Below are 17075 nucleotides of genomic sequence, written 5' to 3'. Positions count from 1 at the left end.
CATCGCTGCGATAACAGGCCCACATGAGATTTATCTACACCCCCCCCGACACCCCGCTTTCCGTGCTGTTCGCGGATGAACACATCGTGGTGGCGGATAAGCCCTCGGGGCTTTTGTCGGTGCCGGGGCGGGGGGATGATCGGCAGGACTGTTTGATAGGTCGGCTGCGTGAGGTTTATCCCGATATCTTGCTGGTACACCGGCTGGATCTTGATACATCCGGCGTGATGATTTTCGGGCGGAGCAAAGCGGCGCAGGGGTTTTTGGGCCAGCAGTTCGAAAAACGCCTGACCAAGAAAATCTATCTTGCACGTGTATGGGGTGAGGTGCCCGAGGATACCGGCCGCGTCGACCTGCCCCTGATCGTGGATTGGCCCAACCGCCCGCGCCAGCATGTGAATTTTGAGACCGGAAAGCCGTCGATCACCGATTGGCGGGTGCTGAAACGTGGCAATGGCGAAACCCGGATGAAGCTGACCCCGCAAACCGGCCGTAGCCATCAGCTGCGGGTGCATATGCAGGCGATAGGGCACCCGATCTTGGGCGACCCGCTTTATGCGACAGGTGCTGCGGCTGATTTCCCGCGTTTGATGCTTCATGCCGACAGCCTGAAGATCCGCCACCCCGAAACCAGTGCTGCGATGAATTTCTCTGCGCCCTGCCCGTTTTAGATGCCCAAGCAATCTTGCATGCCGGATTGCTTGATTCTAAGTTCACGATGTTCTCGGGGCGGGGTGAGATTCCCCACCGGCGGTATAGCCCGCGAGCGCCCTTTTCGAAGGGGTCAGCAGATCCGGTGAGATTCCGGAGCCGACGGTATAGTCCGGATGGAAGGAACAACGGTTGGGGTGGTTTTACCGCCCCGGTCGCGCCTTGGGGGCCTGACATGTAAAAGGAAGGTTCCTATGACTAAAAAATTGAAAATCGCTTTTATCAAGGCACGTTGGCACGCTGGCATCGTCGATCAAGCGCTGACGGGGTTTACCGATGAAATGAAGGCCGCAGGGCAAGCCGCCGATATTGTGCCCTATGATGTGCCCGGCGCGTTTGAGATGCCGCTATTGGCAAAACGTCTGGCGCAAAAGGGCGGGTATGACGCCGTGGTTTGTGCGGCTTTGGTGGTGGATGGTGGCATCTACCGGCATGATTTTGTCGCCGCCGCTGTGGTCAACGGGTTGATGGATGTGCAGTTAGAAACGGGCGTGCCTGTGTTCTCGGTCTCTTTGACGCCGCATCATTTCCAACCCACGGATGAACATATCATTTTCTTCACCCAGCACTTTGTCAAAAAAGGTGCCGAGGCCGCGCAGGCAGTGCTGGCTGTTGCGGCGATTGATTTGAACGGTTGATCGGACCGCCCCCCGTTACGGTGTAAATCGGGGGGCGCGACCACCTATTCGAATTCCATTTCCTCATAGACAACGCCCGCGTTTTTGGTGGCCAGCTCCTCAAACGTATCCAGATGGCGATAGGCGGATTGGTCAACGTAATAGGCATCCGTAAGGTCGCCACCATTGTCGATATGGGCACCGATCACCGAACGTAGATGCACTAGATAATCACGGGTATAACGGGTGACTTGGGCAAAGTTGGTCGGATGGCCATGGCCGGGGATGATATAGGTCGGCGACAGATCGGTCAGCGGGCCTTCCCATGTCTCGATCCAGCAGCTTGTGCAGGTGCCTTGGAAAATCGGCGGCATGCGCTCGTGAAAGGCGATATCGCCCGCGATCATCAGGCCCTGTTCGGGCAGCCATACCTGAATATCACCGGCGGAATGTGCTGGGCCAAGGTGGAGCACCTCGATCTTGAAATCCCCCATGGTGATGTCGCGGCGGTCGGTGAAGGTCTCTGTCGGCCCCATCGGGACGGTCCCTTCGGCATTTTCCAGCGCATAGGCCTGAAGGCCGGCCATTGATTGCCCGGCAGTATCGGTAAATTCGGCGGCGGCCTCGGCATGCGCCAGAACCGGAACGCCCTGATCGATCCAGTAGTTATTGCCCAGCATGGCGTGGCCTTGGCCGTTTTCATTGATCACCAGTTTGACGGGCTGATCTGTGACGGTTTTGATCTCATCATGCAGGGCCTTGGCCAAAAGAAATGACGCGCCGGAATTGACCACGACCACGCCGTCGCCGGTAACGATAAAGGACAGGTTGTTGTTATGGCCCGCGTTTTCATAGGTGGGCGGTGCGGTGGCCCCGATGGCGGAAAACACATGGGGGATCACCTCGACCGGTTTGGAATAAAGTACCGATTGCGGGTATTGATCGGGAATATCCTCGGAGGCAAAGACGGGTGTCGCAAGCAGGAAAAGGGCAAGATAGCGCATGATTTATCCTTCGATATAGGTGTAGCTGTCGCCCTCACGGGTGGCATGGCCCAAGCCGCCGGGCAGGTGGAACCCCGCGATGGCAAGCTCGTCCGCGGTGATCTGATCCAGCAGCGCGACCCGTGTTGTGGCCGCCAGATCGGGGTCTTGATCCGACGGCGAAGGCGCATCGGGGCGCAGAAACGCCAGATGGTTGTTGGAGATGGCATCCCCCGTCACCAGCACCTTACCGCCAAGAACAAAGGCCATATGGCCGGGTGTGTGGCCGGGGGTCAGACGTGCGGTAATACCGGGCAGGGGTTCGGCGCCATCCTCGATAAACTGCAACTGCTCCGCGATACTTCCCAGCCTGCGGGCGGCCCCAACGGCAAAGCTGGCGCGGGCATCACCGATGGTATGGACGGTATTCGGGTTCAGCCAATAGTCAAACTCGGCGCGGCCAATCAGATATTCGGCATTGGCAAATTTCGGGTCGTCAAAATCATCCAAAAGCCCCCACAGGTGGTCGGGATGTGCATGGGTGAAAACCACATGGGTGATGTCATCATGCGTCAGCCCGACCGCATCCAGCGCCGCATCCAGCTTGCCTGCCGAGGGCATGAAATCGGGGCCCGCACCCACATCAAACAACACATTGCGCGTGCCATCTTGATAGAGCGTGAGGTTGCAGGGCGGTGTGTAGCTGTCGGGATCAAGGCCGAACTTTTGGCGGATCATCGCCGCTTCTGCCGCGTCCAAACCGCCCAGCACGAAATCGCCCGGCAGGGTCAGCTTGCCATCCGACAGCATCGTCAGCTTTGCATCGGGCAAGGTCATCTCGGTCGCGGCAAAGCCTGCGCGCGGCAAGGCAAGGGCGGCGGCGGAAAGCGCCAGAAAGTCACGTCGTTTCATAGGGGGTCCTTTTCAGCAGATGGGATGGCAGCACGCGGCGACTAGCCGAACATGTCGGCGGTGATACCCGCATACCAGCCAAGGCTTTCCTCATAGGTTGCTTTGCGCAGGGCGCTATCCTCGCCCCGCTGGCTGATGAAGCCTTGCACGGAGGCGATTTTTTCGGGCGTCGGCTCATAGCTGGCACCCACCTTCACACCGTCCTCGTGTGCGATCAGTGACCAGCAGGTGTTGGAGTATTTCGCCGGAAATACCTTTGATCCGGTCAGCGCGCCGCGGATATGATTGGCCGCGACCTTGGCCTGCGAATTGGCAGAAAAGGCCGATTTCGGCATATCCCCCTGATTGGTGGCGTCGCCCAGAACATAGATATTCTTATCCATTTTTGACAGCATGCTGTCGGCATGGACAGGTGCCCAACCGCCTTCGGTCACATTCGCAAGGCTGGCAATATTGCCCGCGCGCTGTGCGGGGATAACGTTGCAGACATCGACTTTTTCAACCTCCCCGTCGACCACAAACTCCATCGCGTCGGGCCGCACCTCTAGCATATTACCGCCCATATCGGGACCGATACGGGTGATCATGCCGGGGTAGTGCTTGTCCCAGCCCTCCTCGAACAACGCCTGTTTGGAGTAGCCCTCCTTGGGGTCGAGGATCAGGATCTTGGCCGTCGGATTGTGGGACTTCAGATGATGCGCGACCATCGAGACCCGCTCATAAGGGCCGGGCGGGCAGCGGTAGGGGTTGGGCGGTGCGACCATGGCAAAGGTGCCGCCCTCGGGCATCGCGGCCAGTTGGGCCTTTAAAAGCTGTGTCTGGCTGCCACCTTTATAGGCATGGGGCATGGCGTTTTGCGCCGCCAGCGACCAGCCGGGAACCGAGCCTTCGATAAAATCAATGCCGGGCGACAGGACCAAACGGTCATAGGGCACAACCACCCCCGAGCCGAGCGTGACCGTCTTGGCATCCCGATCCACGCCGGTCGCAAGATCATGTACCACGTTGACGCCATACTCCGCAGCCAATGTGCCATAGCTGTGGCCAAGGCTTTCATATTCGCGGAACCCGCCCAGATAGAGGTTGGAGAAAAAACAGGTGTAATATTTGCGCGTCGGCTCCACCAACACCACATCCAGCGCGCCCTTGCTGTCCTTGGCCAAGTAGCGCGCGATCGTAGCCCCGCCGGCACCCCCGCCGATGATGACGACACGCGGGCGGGTTTGGGCGACAACCATCGGGGCGGTGAGGGTTGCTGTCAGTGTGCCAATGAATTGCCGTCTGTTCAGTGCCATCATAAATCCTCCCGTTTCAGTTTTTGATTGTGGCGTAATAGGCAGCAAGCGCGGCGATTTCCTCATCCGACAGGCGGGCGGCCAGCATTTGCATCACCGGATGGGGCCGCTGTTTGGCCCGATAGGCGAACATGGCGGCCATAAAATCCTCCTCCGGCCAGTTGGTGATGGAGGGGATCCCATCAAACGATCCATCGCGCTGGTGACAGGTGGCGCATTCCGCCGAGAGGTACGCTCCGTATTCTGGATCGCCAAGGGTTTGTGCCGCGGCGCCACTGGGCAGCGCCGCGAGAAACGACAGGAGGAAGCGCGCCCCCCAGTTCATTCTATTCCCCGAAAGTCGCGAGATAGGCGATGACGGCATCTCGGTCTTCGGCCTTCTTCAGCCCTGCAAAGGACATCTTGGTTTTCGGCACGACGTCGCGTGGTTTTTCAAGATAGGCATGCAGGGTCGCATCATCCCAGATCATATCACCCGCACCCGCCTCAATCATCGAGGGGGAATATTTGAACCCGTCAACAGTGCCCGCCGTCCGGTCGATCATCCCGTTCAGGGTCGGGCCGGTGCGGTGCTTGGCGCCTTCACCAACCTGATGACAGGCGGCGCATTTCTTGAACACCCTTTCGCCGGCTTCGATCAGGGCCGGATCAACAGCCGCTTCGACAACCGGTTCCGGTGCTTCGGCCTCTTCAACCGGATCGTCATCGGTCAGGTCATCGGGCGTCACATCCAGCACGGTCGCATGCATCGTGATTTCCACGCTGTCCTTGCAGTTTTCCATACAGGCAGGCGCCGAGAATTGCGGATATTCGGTGGTTTCCCGATCATCGACGAAAAACCCGCCCACATTGGGCAACTCGAAATCCGCAAGATTCTCATTCGACAGAACGAAATCATCCTCGATCAGATCGTTGGAATAAAGGATATAGGCGACAATGGCATAGACGTCGTCTGGCGCCAGCGTTTGGGCCGCGCCAAAGGGCATGGAGCGGTTGACGTAATCCCAAACGGTCGACACATGCGGCCAATAGCTGCCCACTGTTTTCAGCGGGTCCTCGCGGTTCAGCGTGTTCATGCCGCCCGCAAGTTTCGGCCAGTTGTCGACGCCCTCGGCAAAATCACCGTGGCATGAGGCGCATTGATCGGCAAAGATCTCCTCACCCACCAGCGCATCGCCGGACCCGACAGGAAGGCCCTTGCCATCGGGGCGCACGTCCTTGTCCCATGCGGCAATCTCTTCGGGCAGGGCGGCACGGCCAAGGCCCAGTTTATCCGCCATGGCAGGGGTTGCGAGCAGGCTTGCCGCAAGCGCGAGATTAAGAAACTTCGACATTTTCAGCCTCCCCATTGGTTTTGACCCACCAGGTTTGAATAGCATTGTTGTGATAGACGGAATTAAGGCCGCGAACCGCACGCAGCTGCGCCTTGGTCGGCTGCACATAGCCGGTGCTATCGGTGACACGTGATTGCAACAGCATCTCTTCGCCCTGCCAGTTGTAATCGAAATAGAAACGCGTCAAGGCCATTTCCTGCCCCGGTGCGGCAAGCCGCGCCTTGGCCCATGTCTTGCCCCCATTGACCGAGACATCAACGCCCGTAACCGCGCCGCGCCCCGACCATGCCAGCCCGGTGATAACCAGGGGGCCATGGCCGTGCTTGATCGGCATTTGCGGGCTTGGCGCGGTGATCACGGATTTCGCATCCATCACCCATGTCCATTTGCGCGAGGTGCCGTTTTCCATCGTATCGGTATATTTCGAGGTTTCCTCACGGCTTTCCACCGGCGCATCGGTCACTTCCATCCGGCGCAGCCATTTGACCCAAAGGTTGCCCTCCCAGCCCGGAACGATCAACCGCACCGGATAGCCATGCTCCATCCGCAGCGCCTCCCCATTGGCTTTGAAGGCGATCATGCAATCATCCAGCGCCTTTTCCATGGGGATCGACCGTCCGTTCGATGACGCATCCGCGCCCTCAACGTAAAGCCAGTTTCCCTCAGGCTTGATGCCCGCCTCATCCAAAAGCGTGCGCAGGGTGACGCCGGTATATTCCATATTGTGGATCATGCCGTGGGTGAATTGCGACCCGTTCAGCTGCGCGCCGGCCCATTCCATCCCTGAATTCGCCGCGCATTCCAGAAAGAAGGTGCGGGTGACACGGGGGAACCGTTCCAAGTCCTCATAGGTGAAAACCAAGGGCGTATCGACCAGCCCGTTGATCATCAGCCGGTAATCTTCCTTGGCCAGTTCGATCGCGCCGGAGTGGTGGCGCTCAAACGCGCAGCCTTGGGGCGTGATCGTGCCATCCAGCGCATGGATCGGCGTGAAGTTGATCGAGGAGATCACATCCGCCGTCAGCCATTCCACATTGCGGCGTACCACATCCGCCTCAAAGTGGATGGGCATGCCGTAGGGCGCATCATCGACGCCAAGGCCAAGGCCGGACGCCCATTCCTGCACCTCGGTAATCAGCGGATCGGGGGTTTGCGCAGCCGCACCGCCCGCAACAAGGGCCGTGCCTGTCGCCGCACTGGCGGCCAGAAAGCCGCGGCGGGTTGTGCCATTGGTGGGTTCGTTTGTCATGACGAAACCTTTCTGAAGCGGTTGGGTTTAGACGCCGGTCACTTTGACCGAGGTATTGGGATCAAGTTTGACGGTGCCGATCTTGCGGATATGGTCCTCGACCACGTCCCAAATTGGCGGGCCTTCGGTGCCTTCATTCACCGATGCCCAGCCGGCCACGATATAGGTCCGCGCGGGGTCAATCGCCTCGCCGGTTTTCAGCAGGGTCATGTTGGAGATCCGGCTGCCGATGGGCCTGGAGACATCGATGGAATAGCCAAGACCGCCCACCCGCACCATATCGCCGCCCTGTTGGTAATAGGGGTCGGTGTTGAACAAGTTGTCGGCCACATCCTCTAGCACGACGTTCAGGAATTCACCCGTCATCTCGGTGCGGTAGCAGTTGGGATAGGTCATCGAGGTGGCGTTATGGATATCCTCACGGGTGATGTCCTGACCGGGCATCACGCTGGCACCCCAACGCACACCGGGGGACATGGCAATTTCTGCGTCACGCTCTGACAGCATGGCATCGCAGATCAGGTCATCCCATGTGCCGTTGAAATTACCACGACGGTAGAGCAGGCTTTCGGTCTTGCCGATCACCTCTTCCAGCTGGTCCTTGAAGGGCGCGCGTTCGGCGTCGATCAGGTCGGCCATCTCGGTATCTGGCGTAATCACATCCGCGAAAATCGGGATCAGCTTGTGGCGAAAGCCCATCATCTTGCCGTCGCGCACATCCAGATCGACGCGGCTGACATATTTCCCGTGGCTGCCCGAGGCGATGAGGATGGTTTCACCCACCAGCACCGGCTCGGGGATCGCATCATGGGTGTGACCGGTCAGAATGACGTCGATCCCCTTGACGCGTGACGCCATCTTGCGGTCCACGTCAAAGCCGTTATGCGACAGCACAACAACCAGATCGGCCCCGGCGGCGCGCACCTCTTCGACCATTTCCTGCATACGCTCATCACGGATGCCAAAGCTGTATTCAGGGAACATCCAGCCGGGGTTGGCGATCGGCATATAGGGGAAGGCCTGCCCGATAACGGCAACCTTTGCGCCGCCACGTTCAAACCATGTGTAGGGCTCAAACGCGGGCTCATCCCATTCAGCATCAAAGATATTCTGTCCAAGGAAGGGGAAGGGCAACGCGCCTACGATTTCCTGCACGCGCTCGGTGCCAAGGGTCCATTCCCAATGCGAGGTCATCGCCTCGACGCCAAGTTTGTTCATCACATTGACCACATCCTGCCCCTTGGTCAAAAGTGAGGTCATGGAGCCGTGCCACGTATCGCCACCGTCCAGAATAATCGCCTCGGGGCGCTCGGCGCGGATGGATTTGACGACTGTCGCCACACGGTCCATGCCGCCCATCTTGCCGTAAGTTTTGCCAAGGGCGGTGAAATCTTCATGGGTCAGCGCATAGGCCTCGGGGCTGCCGGGCTGCAGGTTGAATTCCTTGATGAAATCCATGCCGGTGACATGGGGCGGAATGCCTTTGACATCGCCAACGCCGATATTGATCTCTGGTTCACGGAACCAGATCGGTTTGAGCTGGGCATGGATGTCGGTGATATGGATCAGGGTGACATTCCCGAAGGCGTCAAACTGCAAAAGCTGGTCTTGGGTCAAGGCCTGCTGTGCTGCAAGGCGGGACCAATTGCCAACGCCTGACGCGCCATAAAGGGCGGATGCGGCCACCGAGGCCTGAAGAAACTCGCGCCGCGAGATCATGATGTGATCCTTTCGTACAGACATGACCAAGCCAAGCGCCCAAAAGGCGGGGAGGTCGTTTCATGGTTTTAAAAGCGTTTAAGGTGTGCGGGCGCCCCGACTAAGGGCGCCCGAAAGGCTTAGTGACGAACGCTAACGCCCTCGACGGCCAGACCGTTGCCGCGCGACGCGACATAAAGTTCCAGCGCGTTGAGTTCATCCGAGCCAAGCCCGAAGGTTTCGGCGCGGGTGTCGCGGACACAGCCAACGAAACGATGTTGTGCGGTCAAAAGCGCCGCTTGTTTCAGACGATAGACCGGAAACCCGTTGGTATGCCCTTGGGACAGATGGTCCGAGCGGATGTGGTTGCCGTTGTTATCCTCATGGCAGTTGGCGCATGAAAGCTCCAGCTGGCCATAGCGGGTGTAGTAGATCTCTTTGCCCATTTCATAGACGGGGGCGGCAGGCCCATCAATGGCAACGTTCATCAATTCACCGCGCGACTGCAACGAAATAAGGGCAAGCACATCCGTCATCGGATCGCCCTTAAGATTCCATGCTTCGGCGCCCATACGGGTGGTGCGACAATCGTTGATATAACCTTCGATATTCATGACATCGCCGGTTTTCGCATCAACCCGAGGCGTGACCGCGCGCAGCCCTGCCATGCTTTCGGGGCCTTCATGGCACGAGGCGCAGGATTTGTCTTCTGTTCCGTCAGCGGCGTTCCAGATATCAAGCCCGCGATCCACAAAGATCATGCCGGGATTGTCGAAATCGTCCATCTGCATGGCGCGGGTTTCGGTATCACGATAATGCCAGCCTGAAACCAGCTCTGGCAAGGCGCCATCTAAATGGGCCGATGGTTCGGCGATGGTCTTGATTTCTTCCCCTTCGATGATGAGCTTGTCATCAACAGGCTCTGCAAGGGCCATGCCGGTTACGGCAAGGCCAAAGAATGCGGTTGCGGCTAGTGCCGTCTTGATTGTCCGCGGCTTCATATTGTCTCCTCCCTCTATGTGGCTGCGGAAATCAGGCGATTTCGATTGACTTGCTCTCTTCATAGACAGAGCCGTCATCATCATACCAAGTGAACTTGAATTCACCCGCTTCCGGAACCATTGCCTCAAACTCGATGTAGGGGTTCGTGGAAATTGCAGGCTCCAGCGTCGCGTCGATCACGTTCTTGCCGTTAAAGTCGCAGGTGAAGCGGTTGATGATGGACCGAGGAATAACAGCGCCTTCCTTGTCCTTGCGCTGACCGGATTCCATCGGGTGGCTGATCAGCGTTTTTATAACAATCGCCTCACCAGCCTTGGCTGATTTCGGCACTTTTACACGGGGTTTTACGTTATCTGCCATGTCAATATCTCCCTAAATCAGCCGCCGCAGCCGCCGATGGTGACTTTCACTTCCGAAGACGTGCGCACGAAGGTGCCATCTGCCAGTTGGGCAATGGCGACAACGTCTTGCGTCTTGGATAGGCGAATACGGGTAGAGGCCATATGCGCCCCGGCCAATTCGCCAAACTTGAAGGTTGCGACCGCAGGGGTCGGGTTGCCGGCGGCCAGCACCAGAATGGCAATTGCATCAGGGGCATCGACAGATACGGGAACGGTGTTGCCGTTTTCCGCGATTTCCGGTGCGGTCAGGGTAACGCCCGGGCCGGTGCCAATTTCGGCGCCGCCGGTAAAGGCGGCGACGGCCTCATCAACGCTTGCCAAGGCCAGCGAAGGGATCGCGGCGGCTGCCACGCTGCCCAAGGCCAGCACGAGGGCTTCTCTTCTGGAAAAGTTCATCTTTTCACTCCTCAGTCACATCCGGATTATGCCGGACAGGGGTGTTGGGTTATTCTTTAAACGTCAGCAAAAAGGCGACAACGTCTTCGACCTGCTGGGCGTTAAGGATCGGTGCAAGCGGCTCGGTACCCGCCTTGCCGGTATAGTTGTTGCCGGGGCGGATATAGCCGGATGATTTGTAAAAGGCGGGCATAACCGTGCCTTCGAACGTCATCTTTGCATTGCTGACAAGTCCCCGAAGCTCGGCTTCGGTCCAGCGGTCTGCGGCACCATCAAGGGCGGGGCCAACATCGCCGGGAAACGGGAGATCCTTGGTGATTTCAGCCGCATGGCACGCCACGCAGTTGCCCAAAGAAGCCGTGCTAAAGACTACCTTGCCCTCTTCCGGGTTGCCGGGTGTGCCGGACAATGATTGTGTAATTGCGCCATCCGTGTATTCCACGTTGGCGGGTCCAGTCTCTGCCATGGCAGCGCCTGCGCAAAACGCAGCAGCAACCATACCAAATATAATTTGGCGCTTCATTCGAAGTCCTCCCTGTTTCCTCCGAATCTGAGGATAGACCAAGCTTGGCGCTTTGTGCAATAATGATATTTAAATTATTGCATATTTGACCGCGCGCGGCTGCGAGGCAGCGCGTTACTGGCCAGGGGCAACCAGTGTGCGAGCGAGGTACTTCTGGAAATGTTCGCCCGTTTCGTACTCTTTGTCCTTGACCCAAGTCAAAAGCGCACCGGTCGTGCCTTTGCCAAATGCGCCGGGCATGGTGACGATGGAGGCCTGCTGTGCGGTCTGGTCTTCGCCCACCTTTTCGGGAAAGAACATCATCGTGGGGGTAAAGACCACGCCCCAGCGCCGCGCCATTTCCTTTTCGGGTAGGGCCTTGCCGTCAAAATCCGTCACCTCCACATCGCCGAAAAGGTTCATCTGCACGACAAAATAGTTATCGCGGATCAGCGCATCGATTGCGGGGTCGGGAAAGACCTCCTCATACATTTTGCTGCAATAAATGCAGCCACGCTGCTCCCAGATCACCATCAGGCGCTTGCCGTCGGCATTTGCCTCGGCCAAATCATCACGCAAATCCTTGAAGGTATCGCGCAGCCATTCGGGTTTATGCAGCCCGTCGTCGCCCAATTCGGTCGCCGAAACTGGCATGGCAAGGGCAAGCATGGTTGCAAGCGTGGCGAAAATGCGGGTCATAAAAGCCTCCTGATTTATTTAAGCGTGGCGGACCAGTCGAAATGTCGGATCATGAAATCTGCGATATAGTTAACCGAATTGGTCGCGATGAGAATCGCAAACAGGATCAACATCGCCCCCATGATCTTTTCGACATGGCCAAGGTATTTGCGATTGCGCCCGACCCACGCCAGAAACGGCTTGGCAAAAAGGGCGGCGATCACAAAGGGTAAGGTCATCGACAACCCGTAAACCAGCAACAGGCTGCCGCCCTGCCACAGGTCCCCTGATGCCGAGGCCATGAACAGGATCGCAGCCAAGGCCGGCCCCACACAAGGCGTCCAGCCAAAGCCGAAGGCAAGCCCCATCACATAGGCGCCGATCAGACTGGAGGGTTCGGTTTTCGCCTCGATGCGCGCCTCACGGTATAGGAATGGCACCTTGATGATGCCCAGAAAATGCAGGCCAAACACAAACAGCACCGCCGCCGCAACATAGGAAAGCTGCTCTTTCCACTGAATAAACGCTGACCCAAGCGCCGTCGCCCCCAAGCCCAAAAGCACAAAGATCGAGGTCACGCCAAGCGCAAAGGCAATCGCCGATGCAACCAGCCGTTTTTGCGCACCGGGCGCGATTTCACCGTCGCCGCGCAATTCCTGCATTGAGATGCCTGCCATATATGACAGGTAAAACGGCACCATCGGCAGAATACAGGGCGATAAAAAGCTTAATATTCCGGCCAAGGCCGCCCCACCGTAACTGATCTCAAACATATGCGGCTCCACCCGGTTGATCTTTGGCATAAACGGCCCGCGGCGGGTTCGCGGGGTGTGATACCACCCGACGCCCGACATGGGGCTTGCGCCAATAGTAATTCATATTACAATGTGAATATATTTTAGCAGGCCGTCAATCATGCTCATCACCACACGACCCTTTCTTTCCCGCTTTCGCCGCCTCGCGATGACCGTCGTCTTGGCGCTGGGCGTCTGCGGTGTCGGCACTGCGGCTTGGGCGGGGTCTTTTACGCTTTATATGGTGGAACAGGCGGGCTGTATTTACTGTGAGCGTTGGGACGCCGAGGTTGGCGATGCCTATCACTTGACCGCCGAAGGGCGCGCCGCCCCGCTGAAACGGATCGATCTGCGCGCAGAAGTACCGGAGGGTGTGACCTTTGTCCGCCGCCCCGCCTTTACACCGACCTTCGTGTTGGTAGAAGATGGGCAAGAGGTTGGCCGCCTTGAAGGCTATGCCGGTGAGGACTTCTTTTGGGTCTTGCTGGAAGAAATGCTGACTAAGGCCGGTGCGACATTGGAATAACAGCGGCGGTTTACAGCGTGACGCTGTCGTACACCTTGTGCAATAAGCGCAGCAGAAAATAACGGCCCATGATAAACACGGGCCCGAGGGCGAGGAGTGCTGGGGTGCCACCTGACACAGCCAGATCAGACGACACCCAAGCGCAGGACATTCCCTGTGCCGCAATCCCACCTGAGAAAATGTTGGAAAACGCCAATGAGGCAGCCAATTTTCTGAAAGCGCTCGCGCATGAGGGGCGCTTGATGATTTTGTGTCACCTGTCATCGGGACCCAAAAGCGTGACAGAGCTGGAGACATTGCTTTCATCGCGCCAAGCCGCCGTTAGCCAGCAACTCGCGCGGTTACGGCTGGAGGGGTTGGTTTCTGCGCGGCGCGATGGCAAGGCGATCTTTTATTCCTTGCAAGATCCCAAGGTTATTCGGGCCGTGGCCCTCGTCTATGATATGTTTTGCAATCCGGGCTGAGCCCCGCATCTTAAAGGGGCTGTGACATGGAAGAGGTACCATTCGGTGTTTGGGCGGCCTTTGCAGGTTTGATTGCGGGCGTTGTGCTGGGCCTATCGGCACGATTGGGCGATTTTTGCACGCTAGGGGCGCTTGAATCAGCGCTTTACGGCGAGGATCAGCGTCGGTTGCGCCTTTGGGGCGTGGTTCTGGCGGTGGCGATTTTCGGCACCCATCTGGGCGACATGTTGGGTGTCATCGATATCGGCGGCACATTTTACCATCAGATCGCGTGGAACCCGCTTGCCTCTATCGCGGGGGGGCTGCTGTTTGGTTATGGCATGGCGATGGCGGGGAACTGTGGCTTTGGCGCGCTGGTGCGGTTTGGCGGTGGGGATTTGCGGTCGCTTGTTGTGGTTGTTGTGATGGGGATTTTTGCTTTTGTGGCGCTGTCTGGCCCCTTGGCCCCGATCCGCAATGCGCTATTCCCGCAAGTGGATGCGACCGGCCTGCAGGGCATTGCCCATGTTTTGAATGTGCCGCCACTGGTGACGGCAGGGGTGATTTCCTTGGGGCTATTGATCTGGGCATTGGCGCATCCGGGCCTGCGGGGATCACCGCGACAATTGATGTGGGGCGTGGCGGCTGGGGCGGCTGTGGTCTGGTCCTTTGCGGCGACGACATGGCTGTCGGTGGAAAGCTTTGGCGCCGTGCAGGTTGAGGGGCTGTCCTTTACCGCACCGCTGGGCCGGACGCTGATCTGGCTAATGACCTCTACCGCCGGTGGGATTTCCTTTTCGGTCGGGGCTGTCTGCGGGGTGATGCTGGGCGCTTTGGCCGGGTCGCTTTGGCGCGGGCTGTTCCGCTGGGAGGCCTGTGAAGACCCGCGCGAATTGGGCCGTCAGGTCTCGGGCGCTGCGATGATGGGCGTGGGCGGCGTGACGGCGCTGGGCTGCTCGGTCGGGCAAGGCGTTTCGGCCTTTGCCACACTGGCATGGTCCGGACCGGTCACTTTGGCCGCGATTGCACTGGGGGCTGTGTTTGGTTTGCGCCGCTTGATCGGCGGGTTCCAACCGGAATAGGGGGGCTTCATAGCCCCCCCAATGGTTATCCGCGCAGGGTGCCGCCTGTCGCTTTGCTAACCTTGTCGATAATCTTGGCGCTTACCGCCTCAATATCCTTGTCGGTCAGCGTGGTCTGGGTCGGTTGCAGGCGCACGGTCAGGGCGATAGATTTCTTGCCCTCGCCCATTTGGGATTCGGCCTTTTCGCCGGTGAACTGGTCAAACAAGCGGACCTCGGCGATCAGGGCCTTATCGGCACCTTGCGCTGCATTCAGGGCAACCAATGCCTCGACACCCTTATCGACGACAAAGGCGAAATCACGTTCCACGGCTTGCAGATCGCTGATCGTCAGGGCCGGACGCGTGGTGGTTTTCGCTTTTGGTTGCGGCACCTTGGCGGGATAGACGGTAAAGGCCATGACCGGACCTTTGATCCCCATCTCGGTGACGATCTTTGGATGCACCTCTCCGTAAGTGGCCAAGGCGTTCGGCCCCAGCGCGATCGTACCGGCACGGCCCGGATGGAACCATGCGGGAACCTTGCGGTTGATCTGCGCACGAGCAGGCGCACCGAGGGCGGCCAGAACCGCCTCGGCATCGGCCTTGGCATCATAGATATCGACCGGCCGCCGCGAACCATAGGGATCACGTGGCGCGTTATGGCCTACCAGAATACCGGCGGCCTGGGTGTGCTGCTCGCCGGGTTCACCGCCCGAAAAGGCAGGGCCAACCTCGGCCAGTTGCATATCCATGAAGCCACGCGCCTGATTGCGGGCCGCGGCGCGCAAAAGGCCGGGCAGCAGGTCAGGGCGCAGGTGCGACATCTCGGAGGAGATCGGGTTGTCCACACGCACCGCATCCGTACCGCCGCCGAACAATGTGGCCGAGGTATGATCGATAAAGCTGTAGGTCACACATTCGTTATAGCCCAAAGCCGCAAGGGTGCGCCGCGCGCTCCGCTCCCGGATCTGCTCGGGCGTCAGGATGGGGGCCGGGATGCCCGCTTGGATGCGTGGCAGCGGCTTGCCCACCAGTTTCGACAAAGAGGCAACGCGGGCGATTTCCTCAACCAGATCGGCCTCACCCTGCACATCAGGGCGCCATGTGGGCGGCGTGGCAAGGTTGCCGTTCAAGGTGAATCCCAGTGCCGTAAGCGTTTGGCGCTGTGCGGATTCCGCAATCTCCATCCCGACGAGCGAGGCCGTGCGCGCAGGATCAAACTTATAGCAACGCGCAGTGTTGATCGCGGCCCCGTCACTGACAACGGTCGATACCTCACCCCCACACAGATCGAGGACCATCTGGGTCGCCAGATGCAAGCCCGGCAGGGTAAAGGCCGGATCTACGCCCCGCTCAAACCGGTAGCGCGCATCGGAATTGATTTTCAGCGCGCGTCCTGTGGTGGCAATGGTGATCGGGTCCCAATAGGCGGATTCGAGGAATACATCGGTGGTTTCCTCGGTACAGCCAGAGGCCTCGCCGCCCATAATACCGGCCAGCGATACCGGCGCGTTATCATCGGCAATGACCATCTGGCCCGCGCTTAGGGTGTAGGTTTTTCCGTCCAGCGCCAGCAAGGTTTCGCCCTCAGCCGCCGCGCGGATGCGCAGCCCGCCTGACAGTTTTGCCACATCGAACACATGCAGCGGACGGTTGAGGCCGACAGTAAAGTAATTGGTAATATCCACCAAAGCCGAGATCGGGCGCAGGCCAATGGCGCGCAACCGTGCCTGCAACCATGCAGGCGAGGGGCCATTCTTGACGCCGCGGATCAACCGGCCGGTGAAATGCGGGGCCGTCTTGGCCTTTAGGTCCGCATCAATCGTGACGGTGACGGGGCAAGGGAAATCACCCTTGGTTTCCAGCACATCCATCGGCTTGAGTGTGCCCAGCCCGCGCGCCGCCAGATCGCGTGCCAGGCCGCGCACCCCCAACCCGTCGGGGCGGTTCGGTGTGATCTTCACATAAATCATCGGATCGTTGAGGCCGCGATAATCGATAAAGCGTTCGCCCAAGGGTGCATCCTCGGGCAGGTCAATAATGCCGTCGTGATCATCGGACAGCATCAGCTCGCGCTCGGAACACAGCATGCCGTTGCTATCCTCGCCGCGAATATTGCCGGGTTTCAGGTCAACACCGGTGCCGGGCACATGGGTGCCAACCGGGGCAAATACGCCGACCAGACCTGTGCGGGCGTTGGGCGCGCCGCAAACCACCTGCACCTCTTCGGGGGCAGAGCCGGGACCACCGGGGAAGGTTTCCACACGGCACAGGCGCAAACGATCGGCATTAGGGTGCTGAACCGCCTCGATCACGCGGCAGATGCGAAAGGCCCCCAGCGTATCTGCAGGGTTTTCGACGCCCTCCACCTCATGCCCCAGATCGGTGAGGGCATATAGAATGTCGTCAAGCGATGCGGTGGTTTCCAGATGATCCTTGAGCCAGGACAGGGTGAATTTCATGGCAGAGCC

Annotated in this window: 19 protein-coding genes and 1 riboswitch; of the genes, 5 read left to right on the top strand and 14 right to left on the bottom strand. The window is 58.9% G+C overall.

The genetic code is table 11. The features are described 5' to 3' along the window. Nucleotides 1-23: 23 nt before the first annotated feature. On the top strand, nucleotides 24-671 hold the full coding sequence (locus EOK75_RS07845) for a pseudouridine synthase (RefSeq protein WP_137193400.1): 648 nt from the start codon (nucleotides 24-26) through the stop codon (nucleotides 669-671). Between the two features lie 45 nt (nucleotides 672-716). Then, nucleotides 717-842, top strand: a riboswitch (FMN riboswitch). Nucleotides 843-905: 63 nt separating this feature from the next. Beyond that, nucleotides 906-1349 (top strand): 6,7-dimethyl-8-ribityllumazine synthase, encoded by a 444-nt coding sequence (locus EOK75_RS07840; RefSeq protein ID WP_137193398.1) that lies wholly within the window; start codon nucleotides 906-908, stop codon nucleotides 1347-1349. A 44-nt stretch (nucleotides 1350-1393) separates the two neighbouring features. Here EOK75_RS07840 and EOK75_RS07835 read toward each other — a convergent pair whose 3' ends face one another. The 13 genes from EOK75_RS07835 to EOK75_RS07775 all read right to left on the bottom strand — a co-directional run bounded on the left by EOK75_RS07835 (nucleotide 1394) and on the right by EOK75_RS07775 (nucleotide 12551). Further along, nucleotides 1394-2332, bottom strand: a complete 939-nt coding sequence (locus EOK75_RS07835; protein ID WP_137193396.1) for an MBL fold metallo-hydrolase — start codon at nucleotides 2330-2332, stop codon at nucleotides 1394-1396. Nucleotides 2333-2335: 3 nt separating this feature from the next. After that, nucleotides 2336-3223, bottom strand: coding sequence for an MBL fold metallo-hydrolase (locus tag EOK75_RS07830; protein ID WP_137193395.1), 888 nt, complete (start codon nucleotides 3221-3223; stop codon nucleotides 2336-2338). Between the two features lie 41 nt (nucleotides 3224-3264). Continuing rightward, entirely contained in the window at nucleotides 3265-4518 is a 1254-nt protein-coding gene (locus EOK75_RS07825) for an NAD(P)/FAD-dependent oxidoreductase (protein WP_137193394.1), read from the bottom strand. 16 nt (nucleotides 4519-4534) lie between these two features. Then, a complete protein-coding gene (locus tag EOK75_RS07820; RefSeq protein WP_168199178.1) occupies nucleotides 4535-4843 on the bottom strand; it encodes a c-type cytochrome in 309 nt (102 codons plus the stop codon). A 1-nt stretch (nucleotide 4844) separates the two neighbouring features. After that, entirely contained in the window at nucleotides 4845-5852 is a 1008-nt protein-coding gene (locus tag EOK75_RS07815) for a c-type cytochrome (protein ID WP_137193390.1), read from the bottom strand. Next, nucleotides 5836-7101, bottom strand: a complete 1266-nt coding sequence (gene soxC / locus EOK75_RS07810; protein ID WP_137193389.1) for a sulfite dehydrogenase — start codon at nucleotides 7099-7101, stop codon at nucleotides 5836-5838. Before soxC ends, EOK75_RS07815 begins: the two co-directional genes overlap by 17 nt. Nucleotides 7102-7128: 27 nt before the next feature. Then, the gene (gene soxB, locus EOK75_RS07805) at nucleotides 7129-8820 is read right to left on the bottom strand and encodes a thiosulfohydrolase SoxB (RefSeq protein ID WP_137193387.1); all 1692 of its coding nucleotides are present in this window, start codon (nucleotides 8818-8820) and stop codon (nucleotides 7129-7131) included. 119 nt (nucleotides 8821-8939) lie between these two features. Beyond that, on the bottom strand, nucleotides 8940-9800 hold the full coding sequence (gene soxA / locus EOK75_RS07800; protein WP_137193385.1) for a sulfur oxidation c-type cytochrome SoxA: 861 nt from the start codon (nucleotides 9798-9800) through the stop codon (nucleotides 8940-8942). A gap of 31 nt (nucleotides 9801-9831) precedes the next feature. After that, complete coding sequence (gene soxZ, locus EOK75_RS07795) at nucleotides 9832-10161, bottom strand: thiosulfate oxidation carrier complex protein SoxZ (RefSeq protein ID WP_137193384.1); 330 nt, start codon at nucleotides 10159-10161, stop codon at nucleotides 9832-9834. Between the two features lie 17 nt (nucleotides 10162-10178). After that, nucleotides 10179-10598 carry a thiosulfate oxidation carrier protein SoxY gene (gene soxY, locus EOK75_RS07790; RefSeq protein ID WP_137193382.1) on the bottom strand — a complete coding sequence of 140 codons (420 nt, stop codon included), beginning with the start codon at nucleotides 10596-10598 and terminating at the stop codon, nucleotides 10179-10181. Between the two features lie 49 nt (nucleotides 10599-10647). Then, nucleotides 10648-11121, bottom strand: a complete 474-nt coding sequence (soxX, locus tag EOK75_RS07785) for a sulfur oxidation c-type cytochrome SoxX (protein ID WP_137193380.1) — start codon at nucleotides 11119-11121, stop codon at nucleotides 10648-10650. Between the two features lie 114 nt (nucleotides 11122-11235). Beyond that, nucleotides 11236-11799, bottom strand: coding sequence for a SoxW family protein (locus tag EOK75_RS07780; RefSeq protein WP_137193378.1), 564 nt, complete (start codon nucleotides 11797-11799; stop codon nucleotides 11236-11238). Between the two features lie 14 nt (nucleotides 11800-11813). After that, nucleotides 11814-12551, bottom strand: coding sequence for a cytochrome c biogenesis CcdA family protein (locus EOK75_RS07775; protein ID WP_137194339.1), 738 nt, complete (start codon nucleotides 12549-12551; stop codon nucleotides 11814-11816). Nucleotides 12552-12693: 142 nt separating this feature from the next. On the opposite strand from EOK75_RS07775, the gene EOK75_RS07770 reads away from it, so the two are divergent. From EOK75_RS07770 to EOK75_RS07760, 3 genes are all read left to right on the top strand, one after another. Further along, entirely contained in the window at nucleotides 12694-13098 is a 405-nt protein-coding gene (locus EOK75_RS07770) for a thioredoxin family protein (RefSeq protein WP_240793947.1), read from the top strand. A 179-nt stretch (nucleotides 13099-13277) separates the two neighbouring features. Next, the gene (locus tag EOK75_RS07765) at nucleotides 13278-13562 is read left to right on the top strand and encodes an ArsR/SmtB family transcription factor (protein ID WP_240794043.1); all 285 of its coding nucleotides are present in this window, start codon (nucleotides 13278-13280) and stop codon (nucleotides 13560-13562) included. Nucleotides 13563-13588: 26 nt separating this feature from the next. Then, nucleotides 13589-14623 (top strand): YeeE/YedE family protein, encoded by a 1035-nt coding sequence (locus EOK75_RS07760; protein ID WP_137193372.1) that lies wholly within the window; start codon nucleotides 13589-13591, stop codon nucleotides 14621-14623. Between the two features lie 25 nt (nucleotides 14624-14648). On the opposite strand, the gene pheT is transcribed toward EOK75_RS07760, so the two are convergent. Beyond that, the gene (gene pheT / locus EOK75_RS07755; RefSeq protein ID WP_137193370.1) at nucleotides 14649-17066 is read right to left on the bottom strand and encodes a phenylalanine--tRNA ligase subunit beta; all 2418 of its coding nucleotides are present in this window, start codon (nucleotides 17064-17066) and stop codon (nucleotides 14649-14651) included. Between the last annotated feature and the right edge of the window lie 9 nt (nucleotides 17067-17075).

It is taken from the genome of Pseudorhodobacter turbinis (assembly GCF_005234135.1).
GTDB lineage: Bacteria > Pseudomonadota > Alphaproteobacteria > Rhodobacterales > Rhodobacteraceae > Pseudorhodobacter > Pseudorhodobacter turbinis.
The sequence above is the reverse complement of the archived record's forward strand: the minus strand, read 5'-3'. Positions and strand labels throughout refer to the sequence as shown.